We start from the raw sequence: 18,618 nt of genomic DNA, 5'->3' as shown, positions 1-18,618 counted from the left end.
ACTGCTTAAGGTATGCACGTCTATTCCGATGAGTTGGACAATTAAGAGTTAAATAGGCTTGGACAATTGGTCGAGCCATAAGTCCACTCGTCTCTTTTATGTTTTAAAATGCGTTGATAAGGTTTATATTTAACCCCTAATAAATTTTACAACCAATGAAAAACGTGACGAAAAAGGAAATCTTAATTGGTGTTTTATTTTACGTGTTTTTCTCGTTGTTGTATCGCCTCGTCTTGTGGGCATACGGTGGTGGTTATGAGCGTGACGGAATTTTTGGCTGGGCAGATTTGAAAGGCTATTGGTTGGATTCTGGAATGCAATATTTATTTTATTTTTTCGCCTCCCTTTTGATTTGGTTCTTGGCGATTTACTTGCTGAAAAATAAAAAAACCGTTTTACAGATTGCTGTTGTCGTCATCTTGATTCCTATCGTAGTTTATTTTATCAGGGAGGGACGCTATGCCTTGATGGATTCAATTGGTGCTGATAGATTTAGAGGCGCAGGCACTATTTGGGATTGGTACATCCCCTCTTTGTTTATGATGATTCAGTTTGGTTGCCTTTTTGCCTACCGATATTTTAAAGAGAATCAGAAGAAAATAAAACTGGAAGGCGAGCTTAGAAATGCAGCATTAAGAAGTGAATTATCGGCTATAAAAGCCCAATTGAATCCTCATTTTTTATATAATATTTTCAATACCATAAGTGCATCCGTACCTTCAGAAAATGAAAAGACACGTCATATGATTGCTGAATTATCAGATTTGTTTCGGTATCAACTTAAAGCTTCACAAACAGAATTAGTGCCTTTAAAAGATGAATTGGATTTTGTGAAAAAATATCTCGATTTGGAAAAAGAGCGTTTTGAGGAACGTTTGGAGATTGAGATTGCTGTTGACGATTCCATTTTGAATGACATGGTGCCACCCATGTTATTGCAGCCCTTGGTAGAGAACTCCATAAAACACGGTTTGTCATCATTAATTGAAGGTGGAAAAATTTCAATAACCATTCATAAAAAAGATGATAAATTGACGTTTGAAGTTTCAGATAGTGGGGTTGGTATAAAAGATAAAAGTGCGGTTTTTGATAAGGGTGTAGGATTGAACAATACACGTTTACGTTTGGAAAAAATGTACCAAAGCACTTTGCAATTAAGTGACAATAAACCACAAGGATTAAAGGTGAGTTTTGAACTATGAAAAAAGTAATTATTGTTGATGATGAGTCTGCTGGGAGAAAATTGATAAAAGAATATCTTGAAGATTTTAAGGATTTGATTTTATTGGGCGAAGCCAATAATGGCGTGGATGCTGTAAAAATAATCAATGAATTTAAGCCCGATTTAGTTTTTTTAGACATCCAAATGCCAGGAATGACTGGCTTTGATGTTTTAACACATTTAGAGGAATTACCTCAAATTATATTCTCAACTGCCTATGATCAATACGCGCTAAAGGCTTTTGACGTTCATGCCGTGGATTATTTGCTTAAACCTTATACAAAAGAAAGGTTTAAGGTTGCTGTAGAGCGTTTATCAAAATCTACCGAAGCCAATAAAGCAAGACCTTTGGCAGAAAACTTACTTATAGAAACGTCTAAATATCCGGAGCGGATATTGGTTCAAAAGCAAAATAAATTAGTGACCATCGCTGTAGAAGATGTCATACGAATTGAAGCTTATGGCGATTATTCTAAATTAGTAACCACGGATGACACTTATTTAAGCAATTATGGAATTTCTACCCTGGAAGAAAGGTTGGACGATTCTGTTTTCATTAGGGTACATCGATCATCAATTGTCAATCTCAACAAAGTAAAGGAATTGAGCAAGTACACTAAAAGCTACGACATCACCATGGAAAATGGCGATGTGGTAAGGGTCAGTAGAGGTTATATGGATAACATAAAAAAATTGATGTATTAAGATTATGGTTTTCTCTTAAAAAGTTTCATTCCAAACTTGAAATCTCAACTCTAAAAGATAGAGATAATTCTCCTGCATATCCACACTCAAAAAAGACACCTTAATCAAGTTAACAGCATCTTCTTACTATTCCTTAAAAAGCTTAGAACCATCAATTTTCTTTTAGACAAGCCAAGCCTAATGTCTGAGTAAAATGCTGTTTTTTCCATATTTTGCCTGGATTCGCTCCGCGCATCCACAAAGCTTCGCTTTGAAAGTCATTAAAACAAAAAAACGCTCAAGCAAGCTTGGCGAAGTGCAGTTATGCAATAAACTAGATTCGCTTCGCGCATCCATAAAGCTCCGCTTTGAAACTATTATAAACGAAAAAACGCTCAAGTAAACTTGGCGAAGTGCAGTTATGCAATAAACTAGATTCGCTTCGCGCATCCACAAAGCTCCGCTTTGAAACTATTATAAACGAAAAAACGCTCAAGTAAACTTGGCGTTTTTTCTTATTATAATAGTTATTCGTGACCTCGACTGGATTCAAACTATTTGCTTTTACGCAGTGTATATCACACTTAGCGAGACTTGTAAAACTATGTTGACCGAATTGTGGTAATAGCATTTCGGGTTGATTGACTACTTTTAGTCTAGGTCTAAGTTACAAAACAAAGGGTTTCAAACCTACTTAAATACTAACAAATACTATGTGGCTTCCTGAAGATATTCGTTGACGAGGTCCTCGTCAATACCGGTGTATTGAGCGAATTCTCCTGTAGTCACCAACTGGTGAGACGACTTGCCCAAATGGACCTTTATCTCCTTGAGAAGCCTACGACTGTGCCGCTCACTTCTTCCGGTGATGCGCTGGATGTCTTTTGGGTAAATACAAATTCTTCTTAGCTTCATTTGATACACTATCCATGCTTTATCCATACATCATCCGTACTTCATCCCTACTTCATCTTTAAGCTTGCTAAGGGGACATTTTTGGCTCACTATGGACAAAATTGAATGAATCGGACAGGATGGTACCTGATTATTGATTTCTAATTGAAAGTTACTGTCTTTTAGCTTATAATCAAAATATTAAATGTTATGGCTAGACAAACTGGTATTATCAAATTGAAGGGCACTATCGGAGATATTTCCTTTTACAAAAGCGCAGATGGTCACATGGCGAGAGCCAAAGGTGGCATTGATGCGAGCAGAATGGCAAGTGATCCTGCATTCCAGAGAACACGTGAGAACGGTTCGGAGTTTGGGCGTGCAGGCAAAGGTGGTAAACTGATCAGAGGGGCGGTGCGGGTACTTTTGCAGAATGCAAAAGACAAACGCGTGGTCAGCAGATTGGTAAAATCCTTACTGGAGGTTGCAAAAACGGATCCTATTAACGAGCGTGGTCTTAGAACCAGCCAAGACGGAAACATGAGCCTTTTATTAGGCTTCGATTTCAACGTCAATGGAAAATTGGGAGCAACCATGTATGCTCCAATTGCGACGTCTATTGATCGGGTGACAGGCACGGTAACTGTTACGGTAGCACCATTTGCGCCAACGGTGCGCATTGCTGCTCCGGGAGGCACCACGCATTTCAAAATTGTATCTGGCGCTGCGGAGCTTGATTTCGAAAATGAAACTTCGGTTTTTGAAAGTGATGAAACGGCCATTTTACCGTATGACAGTGCTGACACGGCTGCCATCAGCCTTAGTATGGCACTGCCTGCGAACTCTGTATTGCCACTTATGCAAGTGGTGGGTATTGAGTTCTACCAAGAGGTAAACGGGCAGATGTATCCGCTTAAAAATGGTGCATTCAACGCGCTTTCCATCGCGACAGTAGATCACCTGTAATGACGGTGCTGATCCAAAGAACCTATTTTGAAGAGGGTACCAACGGTGCCCTCTTTATAAATGGTCAGTTTCTGGGATTTGCCATTGAATTGCCCTGGGTAAATAACAAACGTACCATTTCATGTATTCCGGAAGGCGAATACACTCTGAAAGCACGTTTTTCCACAAAATTTGGGCATCATTTACAGGTTCTGGAGGTGCAAAGCAGAAGCTTGATTCTGATACATTCTGCGAACGACGCGAAACAGGAGCTTCAAGGTTGCATCGCACCGGTAACGCAGTTGACAGGGATCGGTAAGGGAACCAATTCAAAGTTATTACTTCAAAAATTAGTGTCGCTATGCTACCAGGCATTCGACAGAAACGAAAAAGTCCAATTAATCATTAAATCATAAGATTATGAATATTATCGAACGTTATCAAAAGCCGACGCCGAAATTCTTCAAGAAATTACGGAACATCGGCATCGCATTGGCCACCGCTGGAGGCGCCATTTTAGCTGCTCCGGTAGTGATGCCCGCCATACTTATTTCGGTAGCCACCTATTTGACCGTAGCGGGATCGGTAGCTGTGGCGGTGAGTCAGGCAGTTACCCAAGATGGGACCGCGGAGTCTAAAAAGAAATCGACTGAATCCGATTAAGGATGTCTGAAGATGTTACACATATCCGATTCTCAATTCTTGGTGGTGCCTTTACTTCTTTTTGGATGCATGTCAATTCAGAGGACCTCATCAAGACCGCGGTCATGGCCACATTTGGAACTGTGGTAAGTTATGTCGTATCATTGTTGATTAAATTTATTCGGAAACGGATAAAACGCCTTCAAGTAAGGGATTAATAGCCTTTAAGGAGCTTCACACGAGGCTCCTTATTGTTTTGACACATTTGGGGTTGTCCTCCAATTCCCCCTTGATATTTTTTTCGGAAGATAAAAAAAGAAAACCCATGGCACAGTTGGCGGGGCGATGCTGTCAAGCTTTTTCCGAAAAATCGTGAGCTTTTTAGCCACTATTTTTCGCAAAACCGATAGGCTTGAGCTTTACAGCATCTAAGGGGAGGCCGAAGGAAGCCAACTATCTTTGTTGTCTTTTTTGTTTTATTCTTATCGAAAATCTTTCCGAAATTTTATCGCCGCTCCCACTCTGCCCTTCATCTTTTTAGCACTGTCAGTCTGGGAACGACCAAAAAAAAGCCCCCTAAAAAGGGAGCTCAGAAAGACAGCACTCAAACCAAAAGATGCGCACCGTGTACTCCTTAAAGCCGACGAAGTGAACACCTACATGGAACGGACTGCCCGATGTACGTATGCCCGCCAGCAGCCACCGACTGCCTAAACGGATCCTGAATAAAAACTTAAACATAGTGCCTTGTATACAGGACGGTGCGATTGCGGAAAGGGCTGTGGTAAAAAAATACTATCCTGCCGAAGGCGGATGGAGATTTTTTTACCAAACAGGCGAAGCGAACTCTTGTAGCGCTCGCATCCGCATGCCTGTACCTTTGTAGTATGTATGAGTTTTAAATAGAACATAGACCGCTTCGCTTCTAGAATCAAGAATCAAGACTAGAGTGGTTATAATGTAGAAACTATGGGTAAAGAATAAAGACCGCTTACTTCGACTGCGCTCAGCACAGGTCGCTTTTAGAATCAGGAATCAAGACATGAACCAAACTGATGTACAAGCCGAATCTGTAAATTAGAAAGTAATCAATTTGCATCTATTAACTTAAGATTTTTTACCTCAATAATTTATCTGCTACATCAACTAATTATGATAAAACAGCCAAGGCAGGTAATCAAAAGGCGCGAGCCGGCTGCGAGTTGAGCGAGGGTGGTGGCTGCATAGGCCCGAAGGATGAGGGCAGCAGACGCCTACGGTTTACCGCAGGGCTGGCGCGATTTTTTTGCTTCAGCGGTGACAAAGGCAAGGGTAGCGATGGCGTGAAACGCAACGTTGACAGCCCCGAAATGGAGCAATACGTTTACGCAATTCGTTATTTGAATTTGCAGATGCTATGCTTATGGACAATTATGCATTGAATTAAGCCTTTAGTATTGCGGAATGAAGAAAGGATGGCTCGTGGAGTGTAATAAATGAGCTACGCTTGCGCGGGTTGCCGAAGTGGCTGAATGAAGGCTTGAGGCACGAAGGCCTGAACAGAAGCGACTGGAGGCAAATGGGATAGTGCAAAAATCGTGACAGCCCGATCAGCCCGAAGCGACCCGCAGGCTCGCATCACATGAAGCAGCGGTTGTGCCCAATAAAAAAAACTCGCGAAGCGAAACCTTATTGGGTTTGGGCACAAAAGTAGCTGCGGGTGAGGAAGGAGAGAATGTGTGAAATAAAACAAATAAATAGTACCAAACGAGGACGTGTCGCCGCAGTGGTGCTATTTATGGTATATGCAAGCCTACAATTTAAAAAGTGTTATTTGTTTTGAGATTGCTTCGCTTTGCTCGCAATGACGTGGGAATAACGAGTTAGCTTGCAGATAAGTTTTATGGAACAAAATGGAACGACTGACGAACTCCATATTACCTGACCCCGCCAAATTTTAACGGTTGTATTTTTTTGATATTTGTTGCTTGCACACGTTACAAATGATTGCTATCGCGAATGGAGATCCCTGCTTTCGCAGGGACTTGTGGAGATCCCTGCCTGCGCAGGGATGTGGAATGACTGACGAACTCCATATAACCTGACCTTACAAATTAATGATACGGTTTGAAGTATTGGTTAAAAAGATAATATTATCTTGAAAAAACTTTGTAAGCACAACCAAAGGTTTTAAAAACCCTCAGTAGATCCACAGTAACAGATTTTTATTTCATCATTTCTTTCTTGATTTCATCCACTTCATCAAATTCAGCTTCAATAATTAAATCTGGTTTATATGTAAATCTTGAAACAACAATATGCGTTATGAACGACAAAGAAAATCCAGGAATCAACTCGTACCAGTCTTTGAAAGGATGATCGAAATAGATCCAAAACAAAACCGTTAAGCCACCAACTAACATTCCAGAAAGTGCTCCCGCCATACTTGATTTCTTGTATAAGAGCGAAAGAAGTATTAATGGGCCAAAAGCAGCGCCAAAACCAGCCCAAGCGTTACCGACTAAATTCAATATACTATCACGAGGTTGTAAAGACAACGCCAATGCAACGAAAGCCACGATCAATACCGAAACGCGACTAGCAATTAATAAGTTGTTAGGAGTTGCTTTAGGCTTAATAAAAGCTTTATAAACATCCTCCGTTAAGGAACTAGATGTAACCAAAAGTTGAGACGAAATGGTACTCATAACTGCTGCCAAAATTGCCGACAAAAGAAATCCACCTATAAGTGGATGAAACAATCCTCTTGCAAAATAGATAAAAATTGTTTCGGCTTCCCTACTGGAGGCATCAAAAACCTGCATGGTTGTATTATCAAACTTGTTTAAATAAGCAATTCCAACTAATCCAATGCTCAAGGCACCAAAAACTGTTAAAATCATCCAGGAGATTCCAATATTTTTGGCTTTAATCAAATCCTTGGGCTTATCAATGGCCATAAAACGAACCAAAATATGAGGTTGACCAAAATAACCTAAACCCCAGGCTAAGAGAGAGAATACTCCAACAGCGGTTGTGCCCTTAAACAAACTCAAATAATGGTCTCCTTTAGTTTGGATGATCGATAGTGTTTCTGCCGTACCACCTATTTCGTAAATAGCAACGGTTGGAACAATTTACAAAGCAACAACCATTATAGTTCCCTGAATGAAGTCGGTTAAACTTACCGCTAAGAAACCTCCTATAAAGGTATAGAGAACAACGACCAAACTTGTGACCAAAACACCCGTCAAATATTCCATCCCAAATGCAGATTCAAATAGTTTCCCACCGGAAACCATTCCTGCAGAAGTGTAAAGTGTGAAAAATATTAGAATAAAAATCGACGAAGTGATTTTTAATAAATGTTGTTTGTCCTTGTATCGATTCTCAAAAAACACGGGGAGTGTAATGGCATTTTGTGCCACTTCCGTGTAAATTCGAAGTCGTGGCGCCACCAAAATATAATTAAAATAAGCACCGATAGTCAAACCTATTGCTATCCAAGCACTCGACAATCCTGTAAAGTACATCGCGCCCGGTAGTCCCATCAAAAGCCATCCACTCATATCTGCAGCGCCTGCAGAAAGCGCAGTTACCATAGGACCTAATTTCCGCCCACCTATTAAAAATTCCTCTGACGTTGAAGTAGATTTTCGATAGGAATAAATTCCGATGGCAATCATTAATAACATGTAAAGCCCAATGGAAATGGCTTCGTAAATTTGCATAGTATAGTATTTTAGTTGGTTAGTTAGTATTTGGATTTACTCGTTTACAATCCCAAATTGCTCCTAATTTTAAAAATTCATTCCCGCAATTATACAATCAAATGATATGAAATTTCTAAAACCATTATATATTGGAATTTCAATTTATTCAGATTACGATCAATAAAGAGGCACAAAAATTTGAACAACATAAAACAGCGTAATATTGAATATCAAACCACTAATCACTTCACAGCCTATTATTGAGAGCACGTTAGTTAGTATCAAATAGCTTTGATCTGGTTAGATCATTGTTTATTTACATAACACTTTGATCCTATTTGGAATTTCATCCTAAAAATCAAAATAAATGTGAATTTTAACACCCTAGTTAGTGATCTATCTCTATGATACTAGCTTGAATAAAATTTGGGTTGGCTAATTAATTTTTAGGCAGTCCCGGCTGAGTAATCTTATAGCCTTTACTTTCTTTGTCTTTGCTAACCATTTCTTTGACATCAGACAACAGTTTTTTAGCGTCATAAATAATCCCATCTTTAATGGTATATTTCACACCTCCTACACGAATCACTTTATTGTCTTCAGTTATTTTAATTGCACCTGTTCCGTAAAGAGTTTGGAAATTCTCCAAAGGATTTTCTTCTACAATGACAAAATCGGCCAATTTACCAACTTCCACAGATCCAATATCCTTTTCCATCCCCAAGGCTTCAGCCCCATTTAATGTAGCTGCTTTTATTACTTCAAGTGGATGAAACCCTGCTTCACGTAGAAGCTCCATTTCTCGAGGGTAAGAAAATCCATATAATTCATAAATAAATCCGGCATCAGTACCTACCGTTACACGTCCTCCTCTATTTTTATAATCATTGACAAAATTCATCCAAAGCTTATAATTTTCTTTCCATTCGATCTCCTGCTCTGTTCCCCAGCTGAGCCAATACGATCCATGCGATTCACGACTTGGCGCATAAAATTCCCATAAACTTGGTAGCGTATATTCTTGATGCCATTCAACCAGACGCGCTCTAGTCAAGTCTCTATTGGCTTCGTAAATTACAAAGGTTGGCGTTAACGTAAAATCAAGTGATAAGAGCTCTTCCATCACCTCATTCCATTTTTTGCTATTAGGTTTTGCAGCTTGCTTCCATAACTGTCCGGCTTCACCAAATCGATCTTGTTCATTTTGATAATTGTAATCCAAGGAGTAGTCTTGGACAGTTCTATCAAAAAACAATGCTTCAGGCAAACCGTACCAGTGCTCCATAGAAGTCAGTCCTGATCTTGCACTATTTAAGACATTCCAACTCCCAACATAAATTTGCGCATGATGCATTTTTGAGCGTAAACCTAATTTTTTATTTTCATCTAATGCCGCAGCCATTACTACGGGACTAGCTCCAAAAAACTTAATTCCATCGGCACCAAGTTTTGCGTTGTTGTGCACCCATTCTCTTGCTTGCTCATCTGTAGCGATAGGGTTTTTACTATTTTGTCCGAACGAAGTGTATGCTTTAATTCTAGGTGCAGTTATTTCATTTTTGTCACTTCTTCTTTTTTCATTAAGAGTCCAATCGATCCCGTTACCACTGCTTGGATCGACGATTGTAGTAATGCCGTGTCCAAGCCATAATTTATAGACATATTCTGCAGGTGTGCCTTGAGATTTCCCACCTATGTGCGCGTGGCTATCAATAAATCCAGGCATAATAAACATTCCTTCAGCATATAATTCTTTGCCTCCTGCCTTTAAGACAGGTCGTCTGCTTTCATTTATAGGTACTCCAGGATAACCAACGACTCGGACATCTACAATACGATTCTTTTCAACTACTATATCTACAGGTCCAATTGGAGGAGCTAGGGTTCCATTTATTAATGTCGCACCTCTAATAATCAATTGTGACCATGGACCTTCACCTTCTTGTCTGTCGGGTGCTTTTTCAATCTGTGCATGCAGACTTATACTCAGCAGCAAACAAATTGGGATTAGTAATTTATTTTTAAAAGTATTCATATGAATTTGTAATTAATTAGATTTATTAAAAAATTAGAATCAACTAAAAATTTTGATTTTAGATTATCTCTTGTACTCTGCAGGTTGACCATCTTTGGGTGTTGATTTTACGAGGAACTCCCTGATATGTTCATTTGAACTCGCCAGATCCTCACTTCGCAAATACATCATATGACCGCTTCTGTAGCCTTCCCATGTCATTCGTTCACGTAGTTTCCCACTCGTATCCATTTGCCATTGATTGTACTTTGAATTGAAATAATCTGTGCCTCCGTCATAATATCCCGCTTGAACCAAAACGTGTAAGTAAGGGTTTTGTGCCATGGCCTGACGTAGGTCAAAGCCTGTGTTGTTATTGCTATTATCCCAAGGATGTACTGGACCGAACATATTATATTTCAAATCAGTTTCATATTTTAGGTGATTTTTTATATAATAGTTGATTGCAGGCGTGAATGAATGAAGCCAAGATGTTAATTCTGCGGAGTAATCAGGTTTTTCACCAGCTACCATTTTGTCTATTCCTAAATATCTGGAATCTAATCGGCCAATATTGAAACCTTCGTCTCTCAGTAGTTCTTTCCAAAAGAAGCCTTTTGGAATTCTCAAATCGTGTTCCATAACAACTTTTTCAGATAATCCCGAATATCTTGCAATACGAGCGGCAGCTTTCTTTTTTTCGGCTTCGGGTAAAAAGCCTCCCTTTGCCATTATTGGGATCAATTCATTAACCGTGTATTCTTCAACTTCAGTTAACATATTTGTAAGATCTTTAGACTGTAAGTCTGAAGGCAATTTTTGGTGATACCAAGCAGTCGCAGCGTAATACGGAAGCAGATTAGCCGCTTCCACAGCAGTACCTCTCTCTATTCCTAAGCCAGTAGGCGACACTAAAATTACACCATTTAAATACATCCAGTGACGATTTTGAAGTTCTAAAGAAAGTCCTGAAACCCGAGGTGCACCATAGCTCTCACCGATCAGATACTTAGGTGATTCCCACCGGTTCTGACGGGTCACAAAAGTATTGATCCAACTAGCCAAATATTTTATATCAGCGTTGACACCAAAAAATGTTTTTCTCTTCTCATCCTCATCCATAGTGTCAACGGCCCTAGAATAACCCGTATTTACTGGATTAATATAAACGATGTCTGCCACATCCAGTATAGAATGTACGTTGTCCTTAATGCCATAGGGCTGAACAGGATACCCTTCATCATCAATTTTTAGAATTTTTGGTCCAGTGTAGGCTATATGCATCCACACTGATGCCGAACCAGGTCCACCGTTTAAGGAAATTATAAGTGGCCTTTTTGCTCTATTATTTACACCCAATCTTTGGTAATAAGTAAAATACAACCCTGCTATAATTTTGCCTTTCTCGTCCCATACAGGTTGTTTTCCTGTAGTTGCTGAATATTTTACAGAAACCCCTTTTATAGTCACTTCACCATTGGTAGTTACTGTAGAATCCATCGATGTGTTCAACTGTTGTGCGCTCAAGTTTAGACTACACAGCATCAAGATAGTCGCAATTGTATAAATTTTATTCATTTTCATTATTTTTGAGTTTTAATTGGTTTATTTCCAAGCAACATGTGTTTATTATATAATTTTATAGGCGCTATTTCCAACATTATTTTCTGATGTATTCCGCCGGTTGATTTTCTTTTGGGATAGATGTTTTTATGAACTCTCTAATATCTTCGTTAGAAGTAATTATATCTTCTGATCTCAGATACATCATGTGTCCACTTCTATAGCCTTTCCAACTCATGCGATTACGTAATTTTCCACTCGTATCCATTTGCCATAAATTATACTTGGAGTTATAATAATCTGTTGCTCCGTCATAATATCCAGCCTGTACCATCACATGCAAATATGGATTCTGAGCCATTGCTTGACGTAGATTCTCGCCCGTATTATTATTGGTCCTATCCCAAGGACGTGCCTGGCCACCAATAAAATATCTTAAATCTGTATTATAATTAAGATAGTTTTTAAAATAATAATTGATAGCAGGGGTAAATGAATGTTCCCACGATTTCATTTCTGGTGAATAATCAGGACGATCACCAGCATTCATCTTATCAATTCCAAGGTATCGGGAATCTAATCTTCCAATGGTAAAACCTTCATCTCTTAATAAATCTTTCCAGAAAAATGCTTTTGGCACTCTTAGATCATGTTCCATTATGACCTTTTCAGATAGTCCTATGTATCGAGATAATTCGCCAGCCGTTTTTCGTTTTACAGCGTTTGAGAGAAAGCCTCCTTTAGCCATGATGGGTATTAATTTATTTGCGGTGTAATCTTCTACCTCAATTAAAACGTCAGTCAAATCTTTCGATTGTAAATCGGCAGGAAGTTTTTTATGAAACCATGCCGCGGCAGCATAATACGGAATGAGATTTGCAGGCTCAATTGCTGTACCTCGCTCCATACCCAGATCAGTAGGAGATACCAAAATCACACCATTCAAGTACATCCAATGACGATTTTGTAGTTCTAAAGAAAGACCTGACACTCGAGGTGTTCCGTAACTTTCACCTATTAGATATTTAGGTGATTCCCAGCGATTTTTTCTTGTGACGAAAGTGTTGATCCATTCCGCTAAATACTTTATATCTGCATTCACACCAAAGAAAGTTTTAGCAATCTCCTCATCGCTCATACTATCAACAGGTCTAGAAAAGCCCGTATTTACAGGTTCAATATAAACGATATCAGCAACATCCAATATGGAATTTGGATTTTCTTCAACTCCGTAGGGTTGTATTGGATAGCCTTCGTCATCAAGTTTTAACTTGTACGGTCCTGTATACCCTAAATGCATCCAAACCGAGGCAGCCCCTGGCCCGCCGTTAAACGAAAAAAAGAGTGGTCTTTTGGAACGATTTTTCACATCGGATCTTTCATAATAGGTGTAGTAAAGACCTGCAATAATTTTCCCTTGGTCATCCCAAACAGGCTGTTTACCAGCAGTAGCTTTATATTTAACAGGAGAACCTTTAATAGTTACTTGTCCAGAAGTCACCACCATGGTATCCATACTAGTATTACGCTGTTGTGCATTTAATGAGAAACAAAAAAGTAGCAATATGACCGTAAGATGATAAAAAATTTTCATGAGATTGATTTATATTTTATAGTTAAGTTAGATCTTATAAAGTGACATTGATTGAAAATTCCACCATTAAAGACCTTCAAAAAATCATAATTAGCTTTCAAAGACTTAGCTATAAGCGGCATGAGAGATATACCCTAAAACCGCCCATGTGCTAATTAGAATAAATTATATAAATTCTTCGTAAAGTTTTATACATCACTCTTAGCGAGATGCAGTGCTATAATCGGTTGAAATTAATATTTATCCCAAAAGAGCTTTGTTGTCAACAAATCGCCACCTATATCTGCTGCTGCAGCTTCATAATTACTTCTATTTAAAGTTTGTTCAGATATAGGATAAATAAGACGAACTGGTACCTTATCAACATATGCCCCTGCAGGTGCCGAAAGTTGTGGATAATCTAACCTTCTATATTCTGTCCATGCTTCTAAACCTTGATTATATAATGCCACCCATTTTTGCATGCCTATTTTTTCTTTCCAATTTCCTAGAGCTGTAGAATACGCGACTTCTGGTTGTGCTAAGTAATCGTCCACACCTGAAACCCCATAATATTCAAAAGAAGCTCTAATAGCATTATTATAATGCAATTCGGCATCGGCAACTCCTGCTATATTTCGTTCCGCTGCCTCCGCGAGTAGGAATTCTACAGTAGAATAGTCAATAAATATGACGGCAGTGTTAGGCTGGTAGAATAATGTACCCATCTCTGAATAGCTATCATAATTTACGACAATTCCGGACGGAGCACCAATGTAATTCCCGTTTACTGATTTAAAAAATATGCTACGACGTGGATCATTAAGAGAATTCATGTAATCTACGAACGGTTTAGCGCCAACAAAATCCTTTCTATTTCCGACAGCTAAATCCAGATATAATGCATTAGTGTTTGGTTGCGCATTTAAATGATCCACCTTGGCATTATCCGCATTTGACGTGAATACTCCAGGAAGTGCTGCAATAATATTAGTCTCTGCAACTTGTGGATTGCTGTCGACAATACGCATCGCCATTAGTAACTGTAATGACCTTCCAAACTTTTTCCAAAGCTTGGTATTACCATCATACATAAGATCATCACTCCAACTGGCTCCTGACTCATCCATATTGTCTAAAGCTATATTAAGCTTTGCTAATAAATCAAGATAAATAGTTTCAGCATCATCGTAAGCAGGGGAAATATTATTTACATCCAATGCTTCTGAATAAGGGATGTTGCCAAATGATTCAACAAGCTTGCTATAGGAATAAACTCTTAATATCTCAAGGATGGACAGTTGATTTTGAAGTGCGACACTGTTCATTGGAGTTTGCACCGTACTTTCAATTACTTTCTTGCTCTCTTGCAAATTAATCAAAACTCCTAAGTAGACATTTGTCCAGTTAAAATTTGAAAAATAAGTAGTGCCTTCGTTGTAAGTTACTGATGAGATCTGTTGTGACCATAGCCTTGAAAGCGTATACGGGCTACCATTGGATCCATAAGTAAGATCACTTTCTAAATCCGACATGTTTTTTAATGCGAAGTTAAAAAACGTTTCAGCCGGCGCTGAGGTCGCATTTTTTTCATCTACATTTAAGTTCTCTAAATCATTAGAGCAACTACAGAATATAAATGTGATGTATATAAGAAAATACTTTTTCATGATATTCGAGTTTTATTAAAATTGAATTTGCAGATTTAAACCTAAATTTTGTGTTGAAGGTAATACCCCCTCTTGATATCCTTGGATATTTCCTGAACTTAAATTAGCTTCAGGATCTGAGAAAGGTAAATTTTTGTGAATGATCCAGAGGTTTGAGCCCACTAAACTAAGTTTCATAGCCTCCACTTTTATTTTATCAAGAAGACTTACTTTTGGAAAAGAATAGGTCAGAGACACTTCTCTTAATTTTACGTATGAAGCATCATAAATAAAATGAGCCGAAGGCGCTTTTACACTTCCAGTAGCGTTATTGTATGTATCCATTGCTGTACGCACCTTATTTGGCTGTCCATCAGGAGCTACTCCCTCTAAAATAATACCTCCTCCGTTTGCTAATGAATTACGCATTGGGTTGCCAAGATCATTTAATCCTACTGAATAGTTATAAAGACCAGATCTATTTCCAACAGCGATATCACGCGAATAAAGATCACCACCTTTCTGCATATCAATTAAAAAATTAAGATTTAGGTTTTTGTATGTTAAAGAATTGGTGATTCCACCATTCCAGTCAGGAGTCACATTTCCAATCACATTGTTTGAAGTCGTTGTACGCATAAACTCTCCATTACTTTGGTTTATCACGCGTTTTCCGTCAAGATAAATATAATCGGTGCCCTGAATTGTGCCATAAGGTTCTCCTAGCGTCGCATTAATTGTGACTCCAGAAAGACTTCCCAGCTGTAGGTTTGATGCGCCTTCAAATAATGAAATTACTTTGCTTTTATTAGTAGCCCAATTAACACTTACTTCCCATTGAAAATCTTCATTTTTTATGACCGCACCCGATAGGCCTATCTCCACCCCCTTATTTTCAATTTCTCCGGCATTAACAAATTTTGAAGAATATCCTGTTGTGGTTGATATTGCAACTGGTATAATTTGATCCCTGGTATTTGTTTTATAAACCGACATATCCATTTTTAACCTACTATTAAAGAAACGCATTTCCAATCCTAATTCGCTACTTGCAGTACTTTCGGGTAAAAGTTCAGAATTATTTTTAGTACTGTTCACCCCATACAAAGGAATTGAACCAAATGGTGTAGGTTTTGTCAAGACATCTTTAAGGCTATTAGGTGGTGCTGAACTTCCCACTTCTGCATAATTCAATCTCAGTTTACCAAATGTCAATACGTCACTATCAATTAAATTTGAAAATATAAAACTTGTAGAAATAGAAGGATAGAAATAAGTACTATTCTCTTTAGGCAAGGTAGAGGAATGGTCAAATCTTCCTGTTAAATCTAAATATATTAAATTGTCATACCCAAAAGAAACTAGACCATAAAGTCCGTCAACACCTACTTTCTCAAGCACTTCAATAGGAGCGTCTGGTATATTTACAGAGTTTGAGAGCGAATAAAGTCCCGATAGCACCAATCCTCCATTAGTCACAGCATTTATTGAACTAAATTCATTTCTTCTTATATTAGTTCCTACCACCCCACTAATGTTTAATTTTTCAGTAACATGCTTATTGAAGTTTACCATTAGGTCATAATTCATTTCACTGAAATTTATATTCTTTCTCTCATACTTACCTTCTCTACCTCGTGTACCTGTATTAGCTCTTTCCTCTTGCAGAAAGGAATATGTATCTAAAGAAACTCGACCTTCAATATTAATCCAATCATTTACTTTATATGCTAGAGAAACATTCCCAAAAATTCTACTACGTGTATCATTTTGGAAGTTTTCATATAATACCCAATATGGATTATCAATAGTACCTCCCATAAATGGGGTAATATTGGTTCTAGTACTAAAGTACGCATTCTTTAATTCTTGTATTCCAACGTTATTCGCCCAATATTTACGCATCGCAGCTACGACATTTCCTCCATTTCCAAAAGCAGATTCATTACCTGTACGATTACGACCTATCGCATCGGTTTTTATATAATTTGCACTTGCAGATGCTTTTAATCTGTCATTCAAATCAAAACCCGTAGATACAGATATATTATTTCGGGAAAGACTGCTGTTTGGCACAATTCCTTCTTGTTCAAAATTGGTATATGAAATTCTATAATTAGCTTTTTGACTACCTCCAGATACTGATAGGCTATTCACAAAAGTCACCGGAGTTTCGAAGAAACTAATTAATTTTTCTTTAGGAGCTTCCCAAGGAGTAGGTTGTAAATAATAAGGAGATTCAGGATAAAATGAATCCCATTGATATACCATCAAATTTGAATCAAAAGGTGCACCATAAGAACCATATGCAGTAGAAGGTGAAACCAAATCAAGTATTCCATCACCATTTACATCTTGCCGGTTAAAATACTCATTACGGTTAGGCCCATATATAGATCCATAACCCGTACCATATTCATTTTGAAATTTCGGCCAAGTAGATTTGTCAATAAACCCAATCGTTACACCAGAATTAATGGTAATTGTTGTTTTCTCTTTACCTGCTCCTGATTTTGTGGTAATAATCACTGCGCCATTTGTTGCTCTAGACCCATATAATGCAGTAGCCGCAGCACCTTTTAGGACGTTAATCGACGCAATATCCTCAGGGTTAATGTCTGACGCTAAGTTACCATAATCAAACCCACCGCCAGCATTTTGTTGATCGGAAGTATTAAAGTTAGAGTTGCTGACCGGAACGCCATCAATAACAAATAACGCTTGATTATCACCTGTTAAAGACGTACTTCCTCTAATAATAACGTTACTTGACCCTCCTAAATTGGTGTTATTCTTAATTTGAACACCAGAGACTTTTCCGGAAAGTGCATTCACAACGTTATCAGTGGGAACTCTATTGACATCATCTCCACTGACCTCTTGGGTAGCGTATCCAAGAGATTTTTTCTCTCTGGAAATACCTAATGCAGTTACAACAACTTCATCTAATAAAGCCGCATCTTCTTCAAGGGTGACGTTGAGAGTGCTCTGACTACCAACTTTAATTTCTTTTGCTTTAAAACCGACATATGAAAAAACTAAAATCGCATTTTGAGGAACCGTAATAGAAAAATTACCATCAAAATCCGTTTGCACGCCATTAGCTGTACCCTTTTCAATTACATTCGCTCCAATCATGGGCATACCCTGAGCATCCGAAACAACTCCTTTTACTTGTTGTTGTGCTTGTAGATCATTTTTGAAATTATCATTATTATTAAAGGTTGATGGATATGCCGTCTCTTTGGTTTTCTTCACTCTTTCAAGAATTACCTGTCGACCTTTCAATTGGTATTTAATTTCTGTATCACTAAAAATTACATCAAGAACTTCTTTAATATCTTTATTATATAATTTCAAAGTAATTTTCCTTTCACTTTCAATTTGCTTGCTTTCGAATAAAAACCTGTACTCAGAAATTGATTCAATTTCTTCAAAAATCTTTATTAGACTTGCTTGATGAATATTTAAGCTCATTTTCTGGTCATCGGAATAAGAAAATGAACTGGCTTGAATTTTCAAAAACGAAACAATTAAAAAAAGTAAAGTTAATTTTAATCTTAGGTGAGGGTGGGAGCTCAAAAAAAGCGATCTACCTCTTTTATTTTTTTTCATAATTTATTTTGAATTTAATTGGTTTTCAATACAATTTCTAGGTCCTAATTGAGTTTTTGCTGAATGTTTCAACAATTATCAGTAGTTATTATTTACCTTTCTAAATACTTTAGTAAAATCTCATA

The 18,618-nt window shown here is 38.0% G+C and carries 12 protein-coding genes and 1 pseudogene; 6 read left to right on the top strand and 7 right to left on the bottom strand.

The window, feature by feature from the left end:
- Positions 1-155 precede the first annotated feature (155 nt).
- Both ESZ48_RS06705 and ESZ48_RS06700 read left to right on the top strand, forming a co-directional pair.
- The gene (locus tag ESZ48_RS06705; RefSeq protein ID WP_129016573.1) at positions 156-1,202 is read left to right on the top strand and encodes a sensor histidine kinase; all 1,047 of its coding nucleotides are present in this window, start codon (positions 156-158) and stop codon (positions 1,200-1,202) included.
- Entirely contained in the window at positions 1,199-1,927 is a 729-nt protein-coding gene (locus tag ESZ48_RS06700; RefSeq protein ID WP_129016572.1) for a LytR/AlgR family response regulator transcription factor, read from the top strand. Before ESZ48_RS06705 ends, ESZ48_RS06700 begins: the two co-directional genes overlap by 4 nt.
- 690 nt (positions 1,928-2,617) lie before the next feature.
- On the opposite strand, the gene ESZ48_RS06695 is transcribed toward ESZ48_RS06700, so the two are convergent.
- Complete coding sequence (locus tag ESZ48_RS06695; protein ID WP_129016571.1) at positions 2,618-2,821, bottom strand: hypothetical protein; 204 nt, start codon at positions 2,819-2,821, stop codon at positions 2,618-2,620.
- Between the two features lie 189 nt (positions 2,822-3,010).
- Here ESZ48_RS06695 and ESZ48_RS06690 point away from each other — a divergent pair, with 189 nt between their 5' ends.
- The 4 genes from ESZ48_RS06690 to ESZ48_RS06675 are packed head-to-tail and all read left to right on the top strand — an operon-like array spanning position 3,011 to position 4,605.
- Complete coding sequence (locus ESZ48_RS06690) at positions 3,011-3,766, top strand: hypothetical protein (protein ID WP_129016570.1); 756 nt, start codon at positions 3,011-3,013, stop codon at positions 3,764-3,766.
- Positions 3,766-4,161: a DUF5675 family protein gene (locus ESZ48_RS06685; protein ID WP_129016569.1), complete on the top strand. Its 396-nt coding sequence runs from the start codon at positions 3,766-3,768 to the stop codon at positions 4,159-4,161. Before ESZ48_RS06690 ends, ESZ48_RS06685 begins: the two co-directional genes overlap by 1 nt.
- 4 nt (positions 4,162-4,165) lie before the next feature.
- Positions 4,166-4,408: a hypothetical protein gene (locus ESZ48_RS06680; RefSeq protein ID WP_129016568.1), complete on the top strand. Its 243-nt coding sequence runs from the start codon at positions 4,166-4,168 to the stop codon at positions 4,406-4,408.
- Between the two features lie 2 nt (positions 4,409-4,410).
- A complete protein-coding gene (locus ESZ48_RS06675; RefSeq protein ID WP_129016567.1) occupies positions 4,411-4,605 on the top strand; it encodes a hypothetical protein in 195 nt (64 codons plus the stop codon).
- A gap of 1,986 nt (positions 4,606-6,591) precedes the next feature.
- Here the strand turns inward: ESZ48_RS06675 and putP are convergent.
- The 6 genes and pseudogenes from putP to ESZ48_RS06645 all read right to left on the bottom strand — a co-directional run bounded on the left by putP (position 6,592) and on the right by ESZ48_RS06645 (position 18,493).
- Positions 6,592-8,052, bottom strand: a pseudogene (putP, locus tag ESZ48_RS06670) (sodium/proline symporter PutP).
- A gap of 466 nt (positions 8,053-8,518) precedes the next feature.
- On the bottom strand, positions 8,519-10,114 hold the full coding sequence (locus ESZ48_RS06665; protein ID WP_129016566.1) for an amidohydrolase family protein: 1,596 nt from the start codon (positions 10,112-10,114) through the stop codon (positions 8,519-8,521).
- 63 nt (positions 10,115-10,177) lie between these two features.
- Positions 10,178-11,671: a S10 family peptidase gene (locus ESZ48_RS06660; protein ID WP_129016565.1), complete on the bottom strand. Its 1,494-nt coding sequence runs from the start codon at positions 11,669-11,671 to the stop codon at positions 10,178-10,180.
- Positions 11,672-11,753: 82 nt separating this feature from the next.
- A complete protein-coding gene (locus tag ESZ48_RS06655) occupies positions 11,754-13,250 on the bottom strand; it encodes a S10 family peptidase (protein ID WP_129016564.1) in 1,497 nt (498 codons plus the stop codon).
- 233 nt (positions 13,251-13,483) lie between these two features.
- Complete coding sequence (locus ESZ48_RS06650; RefSeq protein WP_129016563.1) at positions 13,484-14,899, bottom strand: SusD/RagB family nutrient-binding outer membrane lipoprotein; 1,416 nt, start codon at positions 14,897-14,899, stop codon at positions 13,484-13,486.
- Between the two features lie 15 nt (positions 14,900-14,914).
- On the bottom strand, positions 14,915-18,493 hold the full coding sequence (locus tag ESZ48_RS06645; RefSeq protein ID WP_129016562.1) for a SusC/RagA family TonB-linked outer membrane protein: 3,579 nt from the start codon (positions 18,491-18,493) through the stop codon (positions 14,915-14,917).
- Between the last annotated feature and the right edge of the window lie 125 nt (positions 18,494-18,618).

Origin of the sequence: Gelidibacter gilvus (assembly GCF_004115975.1) — a bacterium.
Classification (GTDB): domain Bacteria; phylum Bacteroidota; class Bacteroidia; order Flavobacteriales; family Flavobacteriaceae; genus Gelidibacter; species Gelidibacter gilvus.
This window is presented reverse-complemented; position numbering and strand designations above follow the sequence as displayed.

Coding starts and splice junctions, on each gene's coding strand:
- ESZ48_RS06705 (WP_129016573.1), top strand. CDS start 156: ATGAAAAACGTGACGAAAAAGGAAATCTTAATTGGTGTTTTATTTTAC.
- ESZ48_RS06700 (WP_129016572.1), top strand. CDS start 1,199: ATGAAAAAAGTAATTATTGTTGATGATGAGTCTGCTGGGAGAAAATTG.
- ESZ48_RS06695 (WP_129016571.1), bottom strand. CDS start 2,821: ATGAAGCTAAGAAGAATTTGTATTTACCCAAAAGACATCCAGCGCATC.
- ESZ48_RS06690 (WP_129016570.1), top strand. CDS start 3,011: ATGGCTAGACAAACTGGTATTATCAAATTGAAGGGCACTATCGGAGAT.
- ESZ48_RS06685 (WP_129016569.1), top strand. CDS start 3,766: ATGACGGTGCTGATCCAAAGAACCTATTTTGAAGAGGGTACCAACGGT.
- ESZ48_RS06680 (WP_129016568.1), top strand. CDS start 4,166: ATGAATATTATCGAACGTTATCAAAAGCCGACGCCGAAATTCTTCAAG.
- ESZ48_RS06675 (WP_129016567.1), top strand. CDS start 4,411: ATGTCTGAAGATGTTACACATATCCGATTCTCAATTCTTGGTGGTGCC.
- ESZ48_RS06665 (WP_129016566.1), bottom strand. CDS start 10,114: ATGAATACTTTTAAAAATAAATTACTAATCCCAATTTGTTTGCTGCTG.
- ESZ48_RS06660 (WP_129016565.1), bottom strand. CDS start 11,671: ATGAATAAAATTTATACAATTGCGACTATCTTGATGCTGTGTAGTCTA.
- ESZ48_RS06655 (WP_129016564.1), bottom strand. CDS start 13,250: ATGAAAATTTTTTATCATCTTACGGTCATATTGCTACTTTTTTGTTTC.
- ESZ48_RS06650 (WP_129016563.1), bottom strand. CDS start 14,899: ATGAAAAAGTATTTTCTTATATACATCACATTTATATTCTGTAGTTGC.
- ESZ48_RS06645 (WP_129016562.1), bottom strand. CDS start 18,493: ATGAAAAAAAATAAAAGAGGTAGATCGCTTTTTTTGAGCTCCCACCCT.